The organism is Pseudoduganella sp. RAF19, from assembly GCF_052114165.1.
Lineage (GTDB): Bacteria > Pseudomonadota > Gammaproteobacteria > Burkholderiales > Burkholderiaceae_D > Rugamonas.
In genome coordinates this window covers 522,314-540,570 of record NZ_JBFREF010000005.1, presented here as the reverse complement: position 1 = coordinate 540,570, position 18,257 = coordinate 522,314, and the positions used below count along the sequence as shown (strand labels likewise).

The window sequence follows — 18,257 nt, the reverse complement described above, 5'->3', positions numbered from 1 at the left end:
GCACTCGCCGAAAATCCAGTAGTTCGGATTCGCGCGAGCCGGCCCGATCCCTTCGCGGGACTCAAGGGCCATGACTACATCAAGGCGCGCAACCTTGCCCCATCGGTACAGCGTGTGCAGACGTCTGCACACGGCTCGCCCACGATGCAGGAGGTGTGCAAGTGAGCGCGCCTCTCCCATCTATCGCCGCCAACGACAACTTCAGCGATCATGCCGCAGCACTGGTCGCCAGCATGAAGAATTTGCAGATCGCCGCGGCGAACGCCACTGAGTTGCTGGTAGAAGCCGGCTTTGCAGGCATGCGCGGCGACACCGCCGACGACTTGCGCGTCGCCCTTGCAGCCCACGATCAGCTCGTGCATGAGTTCAACGTGAAAGTCCGCACCAGCGCCGGCATAACGATGTTCCAGACGCACGCATCCGACGCAGCCAGTGCAGCCGATGCCGCTGCGCAGCGCGCCGGGGACGCCCCTTGCGGCATCACGGTTATGCCAGCAGAACCCGACCGCCCCACCTTAGTCGCCGCTCACCGCGCTCTGCAGATAGCCAAGCCGCTGGACGCCGCCCTGGATGACCCGCGCCTTGGTCGAGCCTTGCGCTCGTATGCCCGCAAGCATCCAGTTCGCCGCATTGCAACCACTGATTTCAAATCCCTCGCGGCGAACGACCGCGATTAATCGAGAGCCCCACCATGTCTAAACTCGTCGCACTCGCACCACCCGTTGTCCCTATGCCCGCCGACCGCGTCATCGTGGTCGACGAGCTGGTTATCGAAGGCCACCAGGAAGTCGATACCTGGGACATTCGCATTTCGCTCACGAACCGGAAGCGCTTCAATGAGGAAGCTCTGCAGCGCCTGGCCGAGAACGTCAACCAATACGGCATTCTCCAGCACCTGCTGATCCGCCCTGTAAAGCCCACTGCCGATCAGCCACAGCGCTTCGAAATCGTCGCCGGCGAGCGCCGATATCGCGCGGCCGTCATAGCCGGCCTGTCCCGCGTTCCTGTGCGCGTCAAAGCGCTGTCGGACGAGCAGGCGGCCGTTATCCAGCTATTGGAGAACATCCAACGTGAAGACCCTCACCCACTGGAAGAAGCAGAGGGCTATCAGGGCCTGATGCACAACCACGGATACACCATCGATCAGTTGATCGAGCACACGAAGAAGAGCCGCACCTACATCTATAACCGGCTCAAGTTGTGCCGCCTTTCGCTCAAGCTCCGCGACATGTTCCTGGACGACAAATTCGAGGAATCCGTCGCTGAACAGCTGGCACGATTGCCAACGCCGGCAATGCAGCTCAAAGCTGCCGAGGAAGTCAGCAAGCCGGATTACTACGGCAACAGGATGTCCGTGCGAGCTGTCCGCGAACACCTGCGCACCAACTACACGGTTGAGTTGAAAGGCGCCGTGTTCTCGATCAAGGACTCCAACCTGGTCAACATCGCTGGATCGTGCGTTGAGTGCCCAAAGCGCTCCGGCAATCAACCTGATTTCGACGGCGGCGACAAGAATGCAAACGTCTGCACAGATCCGTCCTGCTTCCGTGAAAAGGAAGCAGCGCATGCAGCGAACGCACGCAAAAAAGCCGAGGACGCCGGCAAGACCGTAGTTACCGGCGACGCGGCGAAGAAGATCAAGACCAGCTCCTGGAACGACTCCCTCAGCGCTGGCTACAGCGCCCTGGATGCCAAGTTCTATGTTGGCGGAAAAGAGACCACCTACCGCAAGCTGCTGGGCAAGAACCTGCCGGAAACCGTGCTGGTGGAAGATCCAAACAAACCCGGCAAGCTGATCGAAGCTGCAAAGACGAAAGACCTTGAGGAACGCGCCCAGGAGTCCGACGCTGCAGGGAAGACGCCGGCAGCCGAGGCTGCCAAAGCGAAGGCCAAAGAAAAGCAGCAGGAGCGGGATGCAGCGATCGAACGCCAATACCGCCGCGACCTGTTTACCGCCCTGCGTGGCCACTACCAAGAGCACGGCCCAGCACCCTACGATAAGCACGAAATCGCCGTCCTTCTGTTCAGCGGCTGCCCGAATGAGGCCGATGGCTTCATCCGCAAAACCTATGGCTGGACCGGCAGCGAGTTCGAGAGCGGCTACTTCAACAAAAAGTGGGTGAACGGGTCGGACAAGATCAAGGACGTCATCCGCCAAATGCCGATCGACGACGTGCACCAGCTCATCATCGACCTGACCTTCGCCCGCGACTTGATCGTCAACACGTACAGCGGTCACGGGGAAAAGCCGACCCGCATGCTTAAGGCGGCCGTGGAAGCCGGCATTGACGCCCCAGCAATCCGCGCCGGCTTGGTGCAAGCTGCCAAGGAAAAGGAGGCGGCGAAATCTAAGCCGAAGGCGAAGAAGACAAAGGCGAAGGCACCAGCGCAGAAGGAGATCAACCTTGCGCCGGCGGCACCAGCGGCAAAGCGCGCCAAGGCCAAGCCGAAGAACGAGCCAGCACCTGCCGCCAGCAGTTCGACACAGGAGGGGGCGGAGGAATTGGTAGGCATCGACCTCACGACGCTGCAAACGGAAGATGCTCTCACGGCCTACATCAAGGCCAACCCTGGCCGCCTGGATGATCTGGCCGACCTGATTATCGATCAGGCTCCGCACCTGGTAGCAACGCTGGAAGCCGCAGGCGACCGCGCAGGCTATATGTACCGTGGCGGCTGGCATATCAAGCCGATCGAAGCGACCGCACTGCAAGCCGAGGATACCTCTGCGCCGGAAACAGCAGAAAGCGAAGCCCAGGAGCCAGCTGGCAACCGCAAGACCCTCTCACTCAAGCCAAAGGCAGTAGCAGGCGAGGACGCGGCATCCGACGCTAGCGGCCCCACCATCAAGGTGAGGAAGAACCGAGCAGCACAGATCGCGACTGACCTGAGGCCGGCAGCTGCGTGGCCGTTCCCGACTCCGAACCGCCCATGACCATGAAAGAAGGCTTCGTCCTCGACCTGGTGATGTTCGCCATTCTCGCCGCCGGCAGCACCTACCTGGTGTTGCTGGTGACCGCATAGCCCGCCAAGAACCAACACAGCCAAAACATGAACGCTTTTAAAAATCACACCAACGTATCGACCAGCTCGCTGTCTGCTCCACTGGTCATCCGCAACCTCATCGCTGAACTAACGGCCGGCGATCAAATCATCCGCACTCTGCATCGCTATATGCCAATGCACCAGCTAGTCCACGCCAAGCTCGATCTAAAGGAACGGGGCGTGGTTGATCAGAACCTGCAGCGAATTGATGAACGCGCGGCGGTCATTGCACTCGCTACTTCCTTTGCGGCGGACCTAACAGCGCCCCCTGCACCAAGCTCCACACTAGCGAACCATACGCCACCATGCGCTGACGAATTCATGCGCGGCGTGATTGCCGCACTCGGCGCACTGGCCCCGCACAGCGCGCATGGCGACGTCATGCACGACGAAATCGTCAAGTCAGTGGGCAAGGATGCGCTGTATCGCATAGCCGAAGTCGAGGACGTGGAATGGGCCGGGCTCGACCCCGTCCACTACGCTGCAGTTCACGCGAAGAACCAGGTGACCGCATGACCACCATGACACAAAACGCGGAATCGATCGGCCTGCAGTGGATGCTGATCCCAATGTTTTCCGCCCTCACCGGCTATACCGAGAAAGCCGTGCGCCGCAAAGTGGAAGACGGCGTATGGATCAACGGCAAGCACTACCGCAAGGCCCCTGACGGCCGCATCACCATGAACCTCCAGGAGTATTACAAGTGGGTCGAGCAGCAAAACTGAGCGGCGTTGAAGTCCGCGACAACAGCATCCGCGTGTACTTCACGTTCGACGGCAGACAGTGCAAGGAAACCGTACGCATGGACGGCTCCATGCTGGAGCCCACGCCGGCAAACGTGAAGTACGCTTCACGCCTGGTCGCCGAGGTGCGCGACCAGATCCGCTTGGGCACCTTCGATTACAGGGCCACGTTCCCAGACTCCACCACCGCGCCAGCACCGAAGGCGAAGACGGGGGACGAGCCGTTCTTCGATCTTATCGACCGTTGGTGCGACCTGCTCGAGCACAAGCCTTCCACGAAGAAGATGTACCGCCAGCAGAAGGACAACTTCTGGAAGAAGCATATCCCGAACAAGCCAATCAAGCTGATCGTCCATTCCGACATTAAGCACGCCCTGAAGCAAGGCACCTGGAAGAGCAACAAGAGTCGCAACAACCAGCTGTCGATCATCCGCAGCGTGTTTGACCTCGCCGTGCGCGACAAGCAGATCAAGGACAACCCGTGCAGTGGGCTAGAGTATGCGTTGGTGCAGGCCGCCGATCCCGATCCGTTCTCACTACGCGAGGTGCAGAAGATCCTGACCAGCATCGGCGAGCACTACAGCGTGCAAGTCCTGAACTATGTCCAGTTCCAATTCTTCTCGGGCTTGCGCACGTCAGAAGCGATCGCGCTGGACTGGTCGAACGTGGACCTGAACAAAGGCGAAGTTCTGGTCGAAGTAGTTGTCGTGTACGACGAGGAGCAGGACTCGACCAAGACATCGACGCGCCGCATCGTCAAGCTCACGCACGAAGCGCTGGCAGCATTGATCGCCCAGCGCAAGTTCACGACCAGCGGCAAGGTGTTCCACGACCCGTACTACAACGAGCCCTGGTTGTATCACCGCATCACCGGCGCCACTTGGTGGACGACCACGCTCAAGCGCCTCGGCATCCGCCATCGCCGCGCATACAACTCGCGCCACACCTACGCCACCATCGGGCTCATGGCCGGCGCCAACCCGGCATTCATGGCCCGCCAGCTGGGCCACAGCCTGGAGATGTTCTTCCGGGTCTACGCCAAGTGGATCGACGGCCAGAACGACGATCGGGAGATGGCAAAAATACAGGCTGCGATCAAGAGCGCCTTGCCGCTCGCCGCGTAACTTACGCCCCCGGCCGCCTACCAACTCAGCGGCCGGGGCAGTGTAGCGAATCAGCTGTAGCTCTGTACGACTGGCAGCATCTGCTCGGCTAGCTGTACGCACTGGCGCTCAAGTGCGCTCAGCACGACCCTCAGCTTGCCAACGTCGTATTCATTCGAGGCAATGGCCTCTGCTGTTGCAGCGTAGAACGCATCCGAGTAGCTTTCCTTGAAATCTAGCGCCCCGTGGTATCTGTCCAGCTTGTCTTTGTAGTTGGTCCAAGTCACCTGCGCTGGCTTGCGATTATGCAACCGCAGGTCCAAGTAGCACTCGATCGCAGCAGCCCGCCCGTTGATGTCGGCGTTCACAACACCTTCCGGCCCCCGCGCCGGAAAGAAGCGGAAGTCATCAATATCAGGAAGCACCATAGCGCGCATATTCGCGGGGAATGAGAAACGCTTTAGACTAAGGTAAGCATCAAGCCCCTCCGCATCATTATCGAAGAGAAACACGACACGATTGTGAACGTCGATCTTGACGAGCCCCTCTGCAAACTTAGCCAAGTTGCCGGTTCCCGAGAACGGGTGTCGGTCTTCAATATCCATAAATCGGAAGAAGTCCTGAATTTCCGGCCGGAGTAGCGCAATGGCCCGCTTCAAAATATGCGTGTCCGATTTACCTTCAGTCGCGATGAGGTACGTTTGAGTGCGACGCGCACCGGCGACGAAGTCGTCATTCTTAGCCCAGCCTGCGTCGACGAAGTTGCCATAGTCCCACACTACCTCCAGGTCTAAGTTGGCTGGGTTTTCGGCAAGGACCCGCAGTATTGAGTACGGATTCAGAAATCCGATCAGATTCCCGAAGTGACTGCGCTCTGAATATCCGCCGCGCTCACGAAAGACACTCCCGACTGGCAGCTGTTCAAGTTCAGGCTCGCTCGCGAAAACCCCACTCTTCGCGAGGTGCCCGACGTCGTAGTCCTCAATGTACTTGTCGCTAAGCTCACTTACCGCGTATTTCCGGATGAACGCCAAGAACCTGTCGAAATCCATAGGAACCGACCTAACCGGCCCACCCACCTCTTCGATTCCCGCGCTTTCTTCAAGATCGGTCGCCACGACGCGGTTGAAGTCGGCCCTAACTGCATCTAGCGTATACCCGAGCATTTCCAAACGCTGAACCATTAAGCGCAAAGGCCGACAGAAACACATTTCGCTTTGCGACACATCTAGGTCAGGATGTTGCTCGTAGTAGTCGTAGTTGATGCAGGGATGCGGTCTTCGCTGTCGATCCACCTCCTGGAAGAGCTCGCCATGATCCCAGCCGATGTAATGTGCGTTTTCCGTCAGCGTCATTTCGCCGACCGTCAATGTAATTGGGGTGCTCATAGCGCTCTATTATTCGGCATCTCGACCTCGACCGCTAGTCTGGACGATTGCCATTCTACAAGCTGCCTGTATGATTGCCATTTTCAACCCCAAGAATCCACGACATTGATGACGCCAGAGCAGACTGATTACTACGACCGCGTTGTTCGCCCCCTGGAAATGAAGCTGTTGGCCCTACCTTTGGGCGACCTATTCACCGGAGCGCTGTACGACTTGCAAGGCAACCCGATCGAAGGTCTGTTGCTGCCGGACATGGGCGAGAATGGTCTGCGGTTGTCCGCTGCCGAAGTGGGACGCCTGTTCATGGCGCCGGACTACTCAACCGTTTCGTTTGACAGACTCGCCGCGCGCCAAGATGGCACGCCGGCGGGCATGCACGTTCGATCGACCAATGACTTCGTCCAGCAGGACGAGCAAGTTGATGTAGTTGCCTATCGAGACGTGATGGGCGACGGCGTCCGCATCGACGCCCTGTATTTCAGCAGAATTATGCTGGCGCACGATGCGCCGGAGCGCTTGTGTACGGTTGGGTTTGCGCTGCTGGCCTGTACAGCCTACCGCTTGGGCTTCGCAGAGGTCACGCTCTTCGCCGCCGGCCGGGGCTATGGCCCAGCTGAACTGGATGAGGATGACTTAGTCGGCTACCAGGTGTGGCCGAAGTTTGGCTTTGACGCTCAGCTGGCCGAGGGGGACCTGAACCGCGATGCTCGCTTCCGCTATTGCCGCTCGGTCTTGGACGTCGTCGCTCTCGATCCGGCGTGGTGGGAAGCTCATGGGCGCCCAACCGAAATGCGCTTTGACTTGACGGCAAACAGCCGCAGCTGGCAGGTTCTGGTAGACTATTTGGACAACACGTTTGGCGAGGAGTGGCAATGAATGACAAAAACGCAAAAGATGCACGCTGGGTACTAAGGTACAAGAGCGATGCTGCGTCGCGCCGCGCCAAGAGCAGCGATGAGCTGAAAACTGCGGACTCGTCTGCTGCGCCAGTCAAAACCACCGGCCGCACGGTCGTCGTGCGCTTTGAAAAGGATGCCAAGCCCGTTTCCGAACTGGGAGGCGTAAGCAAAGTCTTCGGCCAATCGCGCATCCGCATTCCTGAATATAAGCTCCATCGACGCTGAGCAGCGACATCCTCAAAAAAGCCGGCGAAAGTCGGCTTTTTTATTGCCTGAGAAGCAAGGAGGGAACGAAGGGGAAGCGAGGGGAAAACGTGATTTATCCCCAAAGTATCCCTGCGCGAGAAAAGGTGGGGCGAAAAAGTAAAAAAGCCAGCTATCTAAGCTGGCTTTTTCTGTAAGCGAATCAATCACTTACGCGTATCTTGGCGGAGAGAGGGGGATTCGAACCCCCGATAGGCTATGAACCGGTACTCTTCTGAGACACAAAAGCCAAAGAAATCAAATGGTTATGTACATCTATGTGTACTATAGATCAGGCCACTGAAGCTCTGTAACCCGTTGATTTGATTGAGACAGGCAACTTTCAATAGTACATGTCATGAGACATATCGCCGTTCAATATCGACTTGGCTTCCGTATCTGTCGGCACTGCCGGTGCGCGGCCCTTGGCGCAACCCTTTACGGAAGATATACTGTGCATACATACAGTAAAACTACCATGAGCCAAACCTTCAAGCCATCCCTCACTCGCACCGAACTGAGTGAGATCAAAGCACGTCGCGACGCCGCTGACATTCCGCTGCTGTTGTGGGAAATCGCGAGGCTCCGCGCGGTCGCTTTACGTGCAGACCAGTTCTTGCGGGCTGTAGGGCCGCTTGGAGGTGGTCCCGGCATCATTGGCGACGCGATGCGGCGTGAATTGGATGAGTTGGCATGCATCAGGGAGTTTGATGCGATCAGGGTTGATATCGAGCGCCCTGGAGGCTAACCCGCACGCACTTCATTGCGGCCAAGCGTCATCTAAGGTTTTTGCGTCATTGGCGTGGCGATCAGCCTTTTCTGCCAGTCCTCGATATCTTGCTTGGCACTCGTTGAGTACGGTACTGAGGGTTGCGGTTGACTGACGGAGGGTTTCGATGGTGGCCGTGGGCACGCCGGTATTGATGGCGTTGAGGGTGTCGCGCAGGCTGAGAGAAGCAGCGCTAGAGCCAGCGGCCAGATTGCGGATAGTGATTTCACGTTCATCCCTTTTTGCGACAGCGTCGTCGCGTTGCTTGAGTAATTCGGTCTCGCGGATTCGGCTTGCCTCTTTTGCGGCAACTTCCTGCTCTTTCCACTCTTTGCGCACTTCCGCGCGGCCGATCTCGCGCTCATGTTCGAGAAATTCGTGGATACCCCAAACAACGCCGATTGCGAGTGCGCCGAAGACGATGATCTCGGCGACCAGCTTGTAACGTGACAACGTAGCCATGAACATCATGCAATCCCCCGCGAATAGACCACACCGCCAGGATTGAAGTTCGCCGTCAGCACCTCGCGGCGCGGCTTGTCTTCCGACAGGCCGATGTGCACCCAAGTGCCTTCATAGATCAGCTGGTCGAACAGGATATTGCTGGCCAGGATCATCTTGGCCAGCGCCTTCGGGGCCATGCCCGGCACATTGATGTCGGCGGCCAATCCCAGCAAGTGTGCGCTGTTCGCGGCGCCGCCCACAGCCTGGTTGACCGCTTTCGAGCGGAAGCCGCTGGAGACGGTGACCGGCGCCCCAACGAGTGCTCGCACCTCCTCAAGTACCACACACACGCGTTTCAGGTTGGCCAGCTCCTGTGGACCTGGGCGATTATCCAGGCGGCGGCGCGTCGCAATTTGCGAGGCGACCATCTCTTCGAGAGTGAAGTGTTCCGAGAGGTTCATAGCCCGCTCCGCACGTTTTTGACGACCGCGGCTGCATCCTCCGCCATTTCGCCGATATCCTTGCCGCGGCGCTTCTCAAGCCACAGCACAATGGCTCCCAGTACCCACCACGCTGGCAACCCTGCTAAAACCATGATCGGCGCGGAAACAAACAGCATGCCGAGAGCCTGATCGATGCCATACATCACGGCCATTTCCTTCGCGGACGTAAATAGCGTCGGCCACCAAGCATGCAACGCGATCACCAGCACCGGCCCGAGAATGGCCGATGTCAGGATCGTAGACAGGAAGCGCACGAATGCTTCGCGACGACTGTTCGGCCACATGAACAGGAACGTCAGCGCCACCGCCGCCGAGCCGGCCAAGACGGGTAGCCCAAAAATTTTGATCCCGGCTCCGACGCCGGCAGTTTCGATTGCCATATTTGCTTTCATGGTTTGGTGAATTGGACATTGACGAAAGTGGGACCGCACTGGACGAGCATGCGACTGGAAAGCATGGCGAATGCGTCCGCCGGGCTGAAGCGGAAGCCTTGACCAACTGCCACGCCGCACGCCTCTACGCCGCCTTCGGAGCAAAAGATCTTGCGCACCGCGCCACGAATCGGCGACCACACGAAATGTAGATTGCCAAACAGGTCATAGCCCCAGCCGACGCGATCTTCGAAATACTTGCGGGCGTCCGGCTCCATCCATTCAGGGAGATCAATAAAGTCCCAGTTGGTGTCCGTGGTGTAGTTGATTTGCTTGAACCTTACCCCACCGTCCATGTATGAGGCGGAGGCGGATAAACCATCGGAGAACTGAAGCTCCATGTGCGAATAAATGGAATTGGTCCACCACTGCACTACACGGTTATAGATGCCAGGGAGGCCTGCGTGCACCCCCTTGTAGAAGCAAGCGCGGAAGGCCATTACGGTCCCTTTGGCCTTTCTTCGTCTGCGATCGCTGCGTCTAGAATCTCCTGCGCGCGACCCATGGCGAGAATGCCTCCGTCCTCCAACGCTTGCACGCCAGCACGGGTATCCGTGCGGTTCAAGTCAATGTAACTGGCCGCCGCTGAATCCGCCAGGCTCGCACGGATCGCAGCGGACTGCTGGCGCGCTGGCAGAGAGGCTGATGGATCATCTAGAGCAGCCATCTCTATGGCTACTTTTTCAGCCTGGGTAAAGCGATTGCGAAACGCCAGCTTCGTGATATGGCGCGGCAGCGTCGAAGGATCGACGTAGCCTACCGGATAAATTATTTCATCGGTCATGAGTAATTCCCATAAGAGCGTAGTACGTTGGAGGAAACGTTCGCGAATTTGGTGGTGCTGATCGGGAAGAACAGTGCTGGCACGCCAGACCAGCTGTACCAGGTGCCGCCATAATTGACTGCCTTGTCCGATAATGAGTCGGAAAACACCGCAAGCGCTTGGGACGCCAAGGTGTACGCAGTCGAGATAGTTGTTCCTGTAATCGACAACTTGGAATAGGTTGCCGTTCCCGTTGAATATAGGTTCAGTCCAGTTGTGATATCGGTCAGAATTCCCTGCGGCGAGCCAGAGGAAAACACTGCGCCAAACGTCAGCGTCGTACCAGAGATGGACACCGCTATCAGCGATCCGCCAGTACCCAGCAAACCCAATACAGTGGTGCTGTTGACCAGTGCGCCGTAGAGCCAGTTCGATCCGCCAGCACCGATCGTCCCATGGCGATAGATGAAGGTGGAACGCTGATAGCGGGTCCAGAGAACACTGGTTTGCACTGATACAGTGCCGATCGTGACGGTTGTTCCTGACACCGTAATGCCGTACCAACTACCATCACTTGAGCTCGTGCTATTCGTGGCGCAGAAGATGTAACTCGCGCCAGCCGACACGGTAAACAAGCTTGCAAATGGGCTTGTGTTACCCTGAATTACGCTCGTTGCCGACACAGCCGCAGTGTTGAGCGTCAACGTGGTGCCGCTAATAGAAACTACTCGTGCAGTGAGCGAAGTAGGCGAAGTTCCAGCCGTGGCATACGCAATGATCGCAGCTGTTGGCGATATCGGCGCCAGCCGAACGCCGGCATTTGCTGCTGACTGCGCTGTGACTGCCGTACCGAGTGAAATAGTCGTGCCACTCACGGATAGAACAAACAGGTTGTTTGTCGCGGCACCGACCGATACCAGATATGTCGTTGCCGTAAGCTGTATTGGCGCGTCAGTCGGGTTCGCGCTAAGCGCTTGGCTTGCTCCCAGGGTGATGGTTGTTCCAGAGAGGCTTCCAGCTCGGGCGAACTGTCCGCCTGCCCCCACGTAAACGAACGACGTGGAAGAGACCGCATAAATCCAGCCCGATCCGCTAGTTGCGGCAAGCGTTACTGGAGCGCCCCACAATCCGGTCGTAGGATCGACCGCGATCGCATACATCCCTGGCGTGACAGACTCAAGCAGCACATAGACATGGCAGGTTGCCGACAGCGCAACAGACGCTATGACCGACAACGATCCAGAGCCGACCGCCGCCGATGTCCCGTTGAGAGGCGGCGTCATAGTCAGACTTCCCCACCACCCGTGAGGTGACCCGAACGCCAATGGTGCCGCTGTCTTGGTTGACCCGGCTGAGAATCCGAGATTAACCGTCCACCCATCCGAAGTGGTCGGGTTGTTGGTGAGCGTCGGGAGGTTGCTCGGCGTGGTCAACGAAAACTGCTTCGCCACCGAGAAATCTGGCATCGTTACCGACACATCGGCGCTGTAAATATAATGATTCTCCGCCAATGTACCTGTTGCAGTAATCAGCGTGGTACCAGGGACGGCTGGTGACCAATTAGTCGGATCGATAGCGGGATCGGTCGGACTGCTGCCTGCGGTGTTGCGACGATAGGTCCGAAGATTCAGCAAAGAGAGCGCCGCCCCATATTGGGCATAGTTCGTGGCAGCATTGAAAGGCAGCGCATTCGCGGTGGACGAGGCCGCGTTCGCTGCCGCCTGTGCCAATGCGACTTGTGCTGCTGCCGCCGTAACCGATGCCGCTGCGGCCGCCGCGCTTGCACTGGCAGCCCCTGCATCCGTGTTTGCGCCACCTGCCATCGCGTTCACCTGCCCGGCTAACACATTGAACTGGTCCTGTGCATTGCCTTCAGCGTCTACCCAGGCATCAGCCCGATCGGGGAAAGTAGCCGGATCGGTGCGCGATGGCTTGGTCAGGCCCGTAAAGGCGGTAACGGGGGTCAATGGGTAGGTCATCAAATCAGCCCTTGCACTTTAAGATTGAAGAAGGACCCCGCCGACGAATCGAGCACGTGATCGAAGTCATTTTTGAAGCCAAGTATGTTCATGGATGGGTACTTGTCGCCCTGGAACGACCAGGTGACAATCTGGCCAGTCAAATCGGCCATCTGCCGGTTCACATCGTCAAACGAGCCATTGAGGCGAGGCACAAAGACCTTTGCTTGCACCACCAGCGCTGGAACACGCGGCGTGATCTTGATGTTGCCGAACGTGTCCTGCTTGTAGGTGGAGAAGTCCAGATGCCGGACGCTCGGTTGCCATTGGACTTCGCCCATCTCGCGTGACAATCCGCACTGAACCGTCCCTACCGTCATCGTCCCGCCGCCGTGAAACGTCAGCGTCACCCTCGCGACACCAATCGGCGGAAGGTCGAACAAGGCCATGGAGTTCTGCATCAGGATCGGTTCGAACCAGTAGTCATACCAATCCACGACATTGGATGATGCGAGACTTACGGTGCGGCTATATACCGTAGTTGCTCCCTGCGACACGGCTACATCGATGCTGGTCACCCCATCGATATTTCCGATGAAGATGGAGTTGATGCGTCCCGGATCGAAAACAACGGATTTTGCGGATGGCCCAGTCGCAGTGCTCACACTGGAATTGACCGTATCGAACATCCGGTAGGGGTTCGTATAGGTCACCTCAGCCCAGTAAATTGTTCCTGTCGTAGCACCCGCAATAGTGCTCGGCGGATTCTGGTTCGTATTCGCGACCAGGCACTCATAAAGTTTGTGCACGCTCCCTGAAACATAGGCGCGCTGCCCTACCGCGTATGCAACGGCATTGCTCCACAGCGCGCCATCAAACGTCTCCACAAAATCCGACGAAACAAGTTTTGGAAATACAGCCTCCACGTTTGCGAAGGCTGGCCGGATAACGCGCAAAGTCATACTTGGGTTCCTTATCGCTCGGCAGGCAAGCCTTGCAGGTTGAACTGGTCGAGCGTATCGGCCGTGCTCTTCGTATGCGCGGCAATATTCATCATTCCGCTGGTCAGAGCTTGTTCCAACGAATCGAGGCGCTTCTCTACACCCTGCATCGTGTTCGACACTTCAGGACTAACCGCCCGCGACGGCGCACTGACAATCGCTCCTCCAATGGCGCCGTTGCGAGCGAAATCAAGCGCAGTGTTCTCCCAGAACGATGTGACGAAACTATCTGGATTCGCTGCTTTTGCTGGAGTTGTGCTCGTACTTGCGATCCCGGAGGCCGCACCGCCACCACCAACCGCTGACTGTGCTGAAACGGCGTTACTGATGGATGACGCAAAGGCCGTGAGTGCGTCGCGTACAGTGAGCACCGAAGTGTTCACGCCGTTAATCGCGTCAATCTGCGCCTGCGCTCGCTCCAGCTGGCTGTTCAGCGCATCCAGCTCCGCCGTCTGCTGTGTCTCGTACTCAGATTTCCATTGCTGCACCACCGCGAGCGAATGCTCTTCACCAGTGAGTTGACGGCCTGCAGAGTCTTGAATAGCCAGCAGATCATTGCGGGTTTGCGACGTCGCCTTGACCAGATCAAACTGACTGGCGAAGTCCTCCGGATTAACCTGCGTGGCACCCGCAATCGCCTGCCGGATAACATCGATATCGGGAAGGGAGGAGCCATGGGCGATGTCCGCAAGGCGCCGGCGGGCATCAGTCCCAACTTGTGTTTCTTGACCTGGCAGTGCAAAGGTCTGGATAGCATCCTTGGTGAGAGCAATAATGTCCTTGGTGCGCGATATCGACTGCCCCAATCCGTCTATAGCAGTGGACAACGATCCAACTATTCCGCTATAGCGGCTGGCGATCGCTGCTCGTTCTCGATCCACCGCACTACTGAGGGCGCTGAATGCATTCTGAGCCACCGATTTCGCAGCGCTGAACGCATCGGCCAACTGCTGGGCCAATTGCACAGCCTGCTGTGCCTGCTGCGCAGCCAAGTCGTCCGCAGATTTCTTGACCTGATCCAGGTAGTCCGCCACCTGCTTAAACTGCGGCGCAATAGCGAGTAGCCCCTCATAAGCCTTCTGGCCCGCTTCGGTCGCCAGTGCGCCGGAACTCGTCAGGTCCAGCACCGCGTCGCGGAACTGGTCCACCGTCGTCAGACTGGAGTAGCCCAGTGCCGCGAGCGCGTCCGTCACTTGCTTCTGTACGGGCGCAATCCGCTGAGCGTCGGTAAGGAAATTCTGAGCAAAGTACGCAGTCTGGTTGACCAGACTGTCAATCCCGCCCGCCAAAGCAATCAGCTTTTCGCGAGCGGATAGAGATGCGACACCGACGGCGCCGAAGGCCTTGTCCGCGTCCACACCAATCGCGGCCAGGGATGCGCCGACCGCCACAAAATCGCCAGTAACGCGCTGTAACGTTACGCTAGCTGCTTCTCCAGCCTGACTAAACTCTGACAGGTTTGGAACGAGCGCATTCGCCAACTCGTTGCCAATGCCAGCGAACATGTCTGCGATCAGCTTTTCATTTTCAGCCTGGTCCTGCGTCAGGGTCAGCTTGATCTGCTTGCTGTAGCCAGTGATGACGTCGGTGGACACACCCAAAGCTTCAGCGTAGGACTTGGTGGAATCCTTGATAGCCTTGAAGGCGGTATCGAAGGCCGTTTGCTGGTCCGCAGTCAGGCTAGAAACGTCGGTACCGGTCTTGTCCGAACGGAACCAGCCGCCCTTTTGAATCCAGTCTGCGAACTGCTGGCCGGTGAAAGTATCGCCGCTGAAGGTGCCAGTAACGCCGCTGGCGGTCGTCTCTTTCGGGCCGCGACCAAATGCACGGTTCACCAGGCCGCCAATAGCGCCGCCAACAATGCTCCCAAGGCCGGGCAGCAGGAACGTGCCGATTGCAGTACCGATGGCGGTTGCGGTAAGGCTGTTATTGCCAATCGCCGAATAGCGGCCGGAAATCAACTGACCGATACCGACGCCACCTGCAATGCCCAGCGCAGGGCCGAGATAGGGAGCGATTGCGGCGCCGGAGCTGAAGCCAGGCAGCAGAGCCGATCCTTGTGCGGCGATACCGCCTCCGCCGGACAGCCCCATACCAAAGCCTTGCAACGACTGAATGCCCAACGTAGAACCAATCGATGCGATGCCGCCGCCGATCGTAGTTCCCACGCCAGCAGTGATCAGGCTGTACAGGTTCTTCGCGCTGTTGGCGATACTAGCAATCGAGCCGATCTGGCCAAGCGCACTGCCGCCATCGGCTCCAGGGATGACGTTGGCTGCATTTGCGGTACTGCCGAAGACGCCAGCGGGAACGCCCAGGCTCGTGCCGATATTAATGATCCACTTCTTGACCGTCATCTGATACAGCCAGTCGAAGAAAATGCTCTTGAAGCTGTCGCGCAGCCGCTGGGCGACCGACTTGCCGCCTTCGCCGATTGATAGGAACGCCTGGCGTGCAGCGTCATCAACAGAGGTCCAGAACGTTTTTTGGCGATCGAAATCTTCCTGCTTCAGCAGGCCATCGCGTTGGGCCTTTGCAAGCTCCCGGATGCGAGAGGCCGTCAGGCGAAGCTTATCTGCCTCCTGTTCGCGACCAGCGGTGGTGTCCAGAATTGCCGCTTGCACGTCCTCGCGGCGCGCAGCCTCCTCCGCCAAAGCAACGTTCAGATCGGCTATTTGCTGGCTCGACATGCCAATCTGAGCATTCGAGTCCTGCTGACCACGAATCTGCTTAAGTAGGCTTTCGTTGTAATCGTCCCGCTTAGCAATCAGATCGGCGTAGTTATTTGCCGCCTGGCGTGTTTCCTTCACTTCCAGGGCAAATAGCTCGTTCTCATACTGTAGGCGGCGGCTCAGTGATTTCTCGTCCAAAGCTGCAATTTGCCCGCGAAGTGCAGCCTGGTCCTTCTGACTGTTCTGCTTGCCTGCCGTTAGTTTCAGCTCTTCTTGCAGGCGAGCTTTCTCCCTGGCGAAAGCGGCTTGATCCAATTCCTCCGTGGCTTGGATGTATTCGCGCTCATTCGTGATGCCAGCGGTCTTATAGGTATTGAGAGCATCCAGCGAGCGCTTTGCCACCTCGTCCTCAACAGCACCTCGGCGCTTGATCGCTTCAATCTGGCTATTAATGCCATCATTGAAGATGTCGGAATATTTTTGGCGAGCCTTGTTTTGTTCTGTGAGAATTTCTGCTTTTTCTTTACCCGCAGCTATCCCTTTGTTCTCGATGGCCTCAAGTTCCCTCTCCATCAGGGTTCGCCGAGTTAGATTACCCTCGACAACCTTGTCCCATTCCGTCTTGGCCTGTTGCGACTTCACTTCGTTGGCCTCGATCATCGCCAGGATCTGTTGCGACGCAATGCGCTTGGAAAGGTCAGATGCATCCGTGCGTAGATCGTCCAACCCCTGCGAGGCTGACAGGTTCGAAGCGCTGGAATCAAAGCCTGTACCGCCACCAAATAGCGACTTTTGCGTCGCCTTAGGCGTGCGCGCAGCAATACGCGCTTGCACCTTGTCCAGCTTTTCCTGCATCGTGTCTTCGCGACCGACATCCAGCATGGCATCCCATGCGGACTTCGCCCAGTCTTTAACCCCGGCCCAGGATTTTTCTAACGTCCCTAGGCTCGCTTTGATCCTGTCGGCGCGGCTGGCAAGCGCGTCTGCATAGGCTTTCTGAGCCACTTCTCCAGCTTCATCCTGCTTGCCGAGGTCCTGAAGGGTCTTGATCTGCTTATACGTGGACTCCGTCAAGTAATTCAGTTGCTCGTTGAGTTTTTCTGTAGCGCGAAGGGGCGAATTATTCAGCTCCGCGAAGTCCTTTGCGGTGTCCTGTACGCTCTGGCCGATTGATTTTTGCACCTTGACGGCTACGGTGGCGAAGTTTTGAAGATTATCGGAGCCGACCTTTCCGGTGCCAGCCAGAGCCGCCAGTGCTTCAGCCGCAGCGCCGCGCGTGGACACACCCGATGCGCGAATCTGTCGGGACATCTCCGACAACTGATCTGCGGTAGATCCCGCCGCGTTTCCGGTCAAAATCAGCGCTTTGGCATAAGCATCCGCCTCTTTGCTACCCTCGTGATATGCGACCGCCAGAGCAGCAGCTGCCGCTGCAGCGAGCGTGAACGGATTGATTAGTCCGACAACGTAGCCGCCGAGAGCGCGCGCGGCCGCACCGGCGGAGCCGAACATATCGCGCAGCTGGCCGCCCTGCTGGAGAATGACGGTAAGCGGGTTCTGACCGCCTTGCAAGGATGTGATGATGTCGGTGAACTGCGCCGGCACGCCGCGTAATGCTGCTGCAGTCTGGGCTGCAGATACACCAACGCTACGCGTCTGGGATTCGATCGCGCGCAGCTGATTCAGGTACGGCGTCAGGGCCGCAGGATCAACGCCGCGTTGGCGAGCGAGCGTTTCATAGTATTCGGCACTGGTCCGGCTGCCGGCCTGCATTGCGGCCGTCGTGCGCTGAATCGAGCCAATCAGGTTGCGCTGAGCGGCTTCCACCTTCTCCGCAGACTGGTCAGCGCCACTGCCGATAGAGCTGACCGCGCGCTGTGCACGTTCACCCGCCGAAGAAACGGCGTTGGCCATGGTGCTGGCTTGCTGGCCGATTTCCTGAAAGCCTTCGCGCGTGCGCGTCGTATCAAGTTCAGCAACGAGTTGGACGCGCCGTTCTTCGTTCATGCCTACTCCCTTTGTTCCTGCATCGCTTCAAGTGCGGCGAATTCCATGGCACATACATCCGCCTCCCACTGTTCGTACTCAGTAAGAGGAAGATCCATGCGATCTAACTTGTGATAGAGGACGTTGTAGTCGAGCCCCAGTAACCCACTCGATCCGGCTCGCCATTGGGTCTGAAGCTGGCAAAACAGGTGAAAGACTGGCCAGTTTTCTGGCCACACCTCGAACCCGCTTGCGTCGGCCTGGGCGGCGGCCATGGCCGCGAGGAATGGGTTAGCTTCCTTCGGCTTG

At 58.0% G+C, this 18,257-nt stretch carries 18 protein-coding genes; 8 read left to right on the top strand and 10 right to left on the bottom strand.

What is annotated here, in order from left to right:
- Positions 1 to 161 precede the first annotated feature (161 nt).
- The 5 genes from AB4Z19_RS15695 to AB4Z19_RS15675 all read left to right on the top strand — a co-directional run bounded on the left by AB4Z19_RS15695 (position 162) and on the right by AB4Z19_RS15675 (position 4,912).
- Positions 162 to 677: a hypothetical protein gene (locus tag AB4Z19_RS15695; protein ID WP_442026873.1), complete on the top strand. Its 516-nt coding sequence runs from the start codon at positions 162 to 164 to the stop codon at positions 675 to 677.
- 14 nt (positions 678 to 691) lie between these two features.
- A complete protein-coding gene (locus AB4Z19_RS15690; RefSeq protein ID WP_442035577.1) occupies positions 692 to 2,935 on the top strand; it encodes a ParB/RepB/Spo0J family partition protein in 2,244 nt (747 codons plus the stop codon).
- Positions 2,936 to 3,051: 116 nt separating this feature from the next.
- Positions 3,052 to 3,561 (top strand): hypothetical protein, encoded by a 510-nt coding sequence (locus AB4Z19_RS15685; protein WP_442026871.1) that lies wholly within the window; start codon positions 3,052 to 3,054, stop codon positions 3,559 to 3,561.
- Positions 3,558 to 3,770 carry an excisionase gene (locus tag AB4Z19_RS15680; protein ID WP_442026869.1) on the top strand — a complete coding sequence of 71 codons (213 nt, stop codon included), beginning with the start codon at positions 3,558 to 3,560 and terminating at the stop codon, positions 3,768 to 3,770. Before AB4Z19_RS15685 ends, AB4Z19_RS15680 begins: the two co-directional genes overlap by 4 nt.
- Positions 3,749 to 4,912 (top strand): Arm DNA-binding domain-containing protein, encoded by a 1,164-nt coding sequence (locus AB4Z19_RS15675; protein ID WP_442026867.1) that lies wholly within the window; start codon positions 3,749 to 3,751, stop codon positions 4,910 to 4,912. The genes AB4Z19_RS15680 and AB4Z19_RS15675 overlap by 22 nt, the downstream gene beginning before the upstream one ends.
- Before the next feature lie 50 nt (positions 4,913 to 4,962).
- Here the strand turns inward: AB4Z19_RS15675 and AB4Z19_RS15670 are convergent, their stop codons facing one another.
- A complete protein-coding gene (locus tag AB4Z19_RS15670) occupies positions 4,963 to 6,279 on the bottom strand; it encodes a HEPN/Toprim-associated domain-containing protein (protein WP_442026866.1) in 1,317 nt (438 codons plus the stop codon).
- Positions 6,280 to 6,387: 108 nt separating this feature from the next.
- Between AB4Z19_RS15670 and AB4Z19_RS15665 the strand changes: the two genes are divergently transcribed.
- From AB4Z19_RS15665 to AB4Z19_RS15655, 3 genes are all read left to right on the top strand, one after another.
- Complete coding sequence (locus AB4Z19_RS15665; RefSeq protein ID WP_442035576.1) at positions 6,388 to 7,155, top strand: hypothetical protein; 768 nt, start codon at positions 6,388 to 6,390, stop codon at positions 7,153 to 7,155.
- Positions 7,152 to 7,403, top strand: coding sequence for a hypothetical protein (locus AB4Z19_RS15660; protein WP_442030301.1), 252 nt, complete (start codon positions 7,152 to 7,154; stop codon positions 7,401 to 7,403). The genes AB4Z19_RS15665 and AB4Z19_RS15660 overlap by 4 nt, the downstream gene beginning before the upstream one ends.
- 496 nt (positions 7,404 to 7,899) lie before the next feature.
- Entirely contained in the window at positions 7,900 to 8,169 is a 270-nt protein-coding gene (locus AB4Z19_RS15655; protein WP_441928316.1) for a hypothetical protein, read from the top strand.
- 12 nt (positions 8,170 to 8,181) lie between these two features.
- Here the strand turns inward: AB4Z19_RS15655 and AB4Z19_RS15650 are convergent, their stop codons facing one another.
- From AB4Z19_RS15650 to AB4Z19_RS15610, 9 genes are read right to left on the bottom strand one after another with little or no spacing between them, the layout of a single operon-like run.
- Positions 8,182 to 8,661 (bottom strand): hypothetical protein, encoded by a 480-nt coding sequence (locus AB4Z19_RS15650; RefSeq protein WP_441928315.1) that lies wholly within the window; start codon positions 8,659 to 8,661, stop codon positions 8,182 to 8,184.
- Positions 8,658 to 9,095: a D-Ala-D-Ala carboxypeptidase family metallohydrolase gene (locus AB4Z19_RS15645; RefSeq protein ID WP_441928313.1), complete on the bottom strand. Its 438-nt coding sequence runs from the start codon at positions 9,093 to 9,095 to the stop codon at positions 8,658 to 8,660. Before AB4Z19_RS15645 ends, AB4Z19_RS15650 begins: the two co-directional genes overlap by 4 nt.
- Positions 9,092 to 9,517, bottom strand: coding sequence for a hypothetical protein (locus AB4Z19_RS15640; protein WP_441928312.1), 426 nt, complete (start codon positions 9,515 to 9,517; stop codon positions 9,092 to 9,094). Before AB4Z19_RS15640 ends, AB4Z19_RS15645 begins: the two co-directional genes overlap by 4 nt.
- An 8-nt stretch (positions 9,518 to 9,525) precedes the next feature.
- On the bottom strand, positions 9,526 to 10,008 hold the full coding sequence (locus AB4Z19_RS15635) for a hypothetical protein (RefSeq protein WP_441928311.1): 483 nt from the start codon (positions 10,006 to 10,008) through the stop codon (positions 9,526 to 9,528).
- Positions 10,008 to 10,352, bottom strand: a complete 345-nt coding sequence (locus AB4Z19_RS15630; protein ID WP_441928310.1) for a hypothetical protein — start codon at positions 10,350 to 10,352, stop codon at positions 10,008 to 10,010. Before AB4Z19_RS15630 ends, AB4Z19_RS15635 begins: the two co-directional genes overlap by 1 nt.
- A complete protein-coding gene (locus tag AB4Z19_RS15625; protein ID WP_441928308.1) occupies positions 10,349 to 12,310 on the bottom strand; it encodes a hypothetical protein in 1,962 nt (653 codons plus the stop codon). Before AB4Z19_RS15625 ends, AB4Z19_RS15630 begins: the two co-directional genes overlap by 4 nt.
- Complete coding sequence (locus AB4Z19_RS15620) at positions 12,310 to 13,251, bottom strand: hypothetical protein (RefSeq protein WP_441928307.1); 942 nt, start codon at positions 13,249 to 13,251, stop codon at positions 12,310 to 12,312. Before AB4Z19_RS15620 ends, AB4Z19_RS15625 begins: the two co-directional genes overlap by 1 nt.
- A gap of 11 nt (positions 13,252 to 13,262) precedes the next feature.
- Positions 13,263 to 17,969, bottom strand: coding sequence for a phage tail length tape measure family protein (locus tag AB4Z19_RS15615; RefSeq protein WP_441928305.1), 4,707 nt, complete (start codon positions 17,967 to 17,969; stop codon positions 13,263 to 13,265).
- A 2-nt stretch (positions 17,970 to 17,971) separates the two neighbouring features.
- A complete protein-coding gene (locus AB4Z19_RS15610) occupies positions 17,972 to 18,223 on the bottom strand; it encodes a DUF1799 domain-containing protein (RefSeq protein ID WP_441928303.1) in 252 nt (83 codons plus the stop codon).
- Between the last annotated feature and the right edge of the window lie 34 nt (positions 18,224 to 18,257).

Coding starts and splice junctions, on each gene's coding strand:
- AB4Z19_RS15610 (WP_441928303.1), bottom strand. CDS start 18,223: ATGGCCGCCGCCCAGGCCGACGCAAGCGGGTTCGAGGTGTGGCCAGAA.
- AB4Z19_RS15625 (WP_441928308.1), bottom strand. CDS start 12,310: ATGACCTACCCATTGACCCCCGTTACCGCCTTTACGGGCCTGACCAAG.
- AB4Z19_RS15685 (WP_442026871.1), top strand. CDS start 3,052: ATGAACGCTTTTAAAAATCACACCAACGTATCGACCAGCTCGCTGTCT.
- AB4Z19_RS15640 (WP_441928312.1), bottom strand. CDS start 9,517: ATGGCAATCGAAACTGCCGGCGTCGGAGCCGGGATCAAAATTTTTGGG.
- AB4Z19_RS15665 (WP_442035576.1), top strand. CDS start 6,388: ATGACGCCAGAGCAGACTGATTACTACGACCGCGTTGTTCGCCCCCTG.
- AB4Z19_RS15630 (WP_441928310.1), bottom strand. CDS start 10,352: ATGACCGATGAAATAATTTATCCGGTAGGCTACGTCGATCCTTCGACG.
- AB4Z19_RS15655 (WP_441928316.1), top strand. CDS start 7,900: ATGAGCCAAACCTTCAAGCCATCCCTCACTCGCACCGAACTGAGTGAG.
- AB4Z19_RS15615 (WP_441928305.1), bottom strand. CDS start 17,969: ATGAACGAAGAACGGCGCGTCCAACTCGTTGCTGAACTTGATACGACG.
- AB4Z19_RS15660 (WP_442030301.1), top strand. CDS start 7,152: ATGAATGACAAAAACGCAAAAGATGCACGCTGGGTACTAAGGTACAAG.
- AB4Z19_RS15650 (WP_441928315.1), bottom strand. CDS start 8,661: ATGATGTTCATGGCTACGTTGTCACGTTACAAGCTGGTCGCCGAGATC.
- AB4Z19_RS15645 (WP_441928313.1), bottom strand. CDS start 9,095: ATGAACCTCTCGGAACACTTCACTCTCGAAGAGATGGTCGCCTCGCAA.
- AB4Z19_RS15635 (WP_441928311.1), bottom strand. CDS start 10,008: ATGGCCTTCCGCGCTTGCTTCTACAAGGGGGTGCACGCAGGCCTCCCT.
- AB4Z19_RS15690 (WP_442035577.1), top strand. CDS start 692: ATGTCTAAACTCGTCGCACTCGCACCACCCGTTGTCCCTATGCCCGCC.
- AB4Z19_RS15670 (WP_442026866.1), bottom strand. CDS start 6,279: ATGAGCACCCCAATTACATTGACGGTCGGCGAAATGACGCTGACGGAA.
- AB4Z19_RS15620 (WP_441928307.1), bottom strand. CDS start 13,251: ATGACTTTGCGCGTTATCCGGCCAGCCTTCGCAAACGTGGAGGCTGTA.
- AB4Z19_RS15680 (WP_442026869.1), top strand. CDS start 3,558: ATGACCACCATGACACAAAACGCGGAATCGATCGGCCTGCAGTGGATG.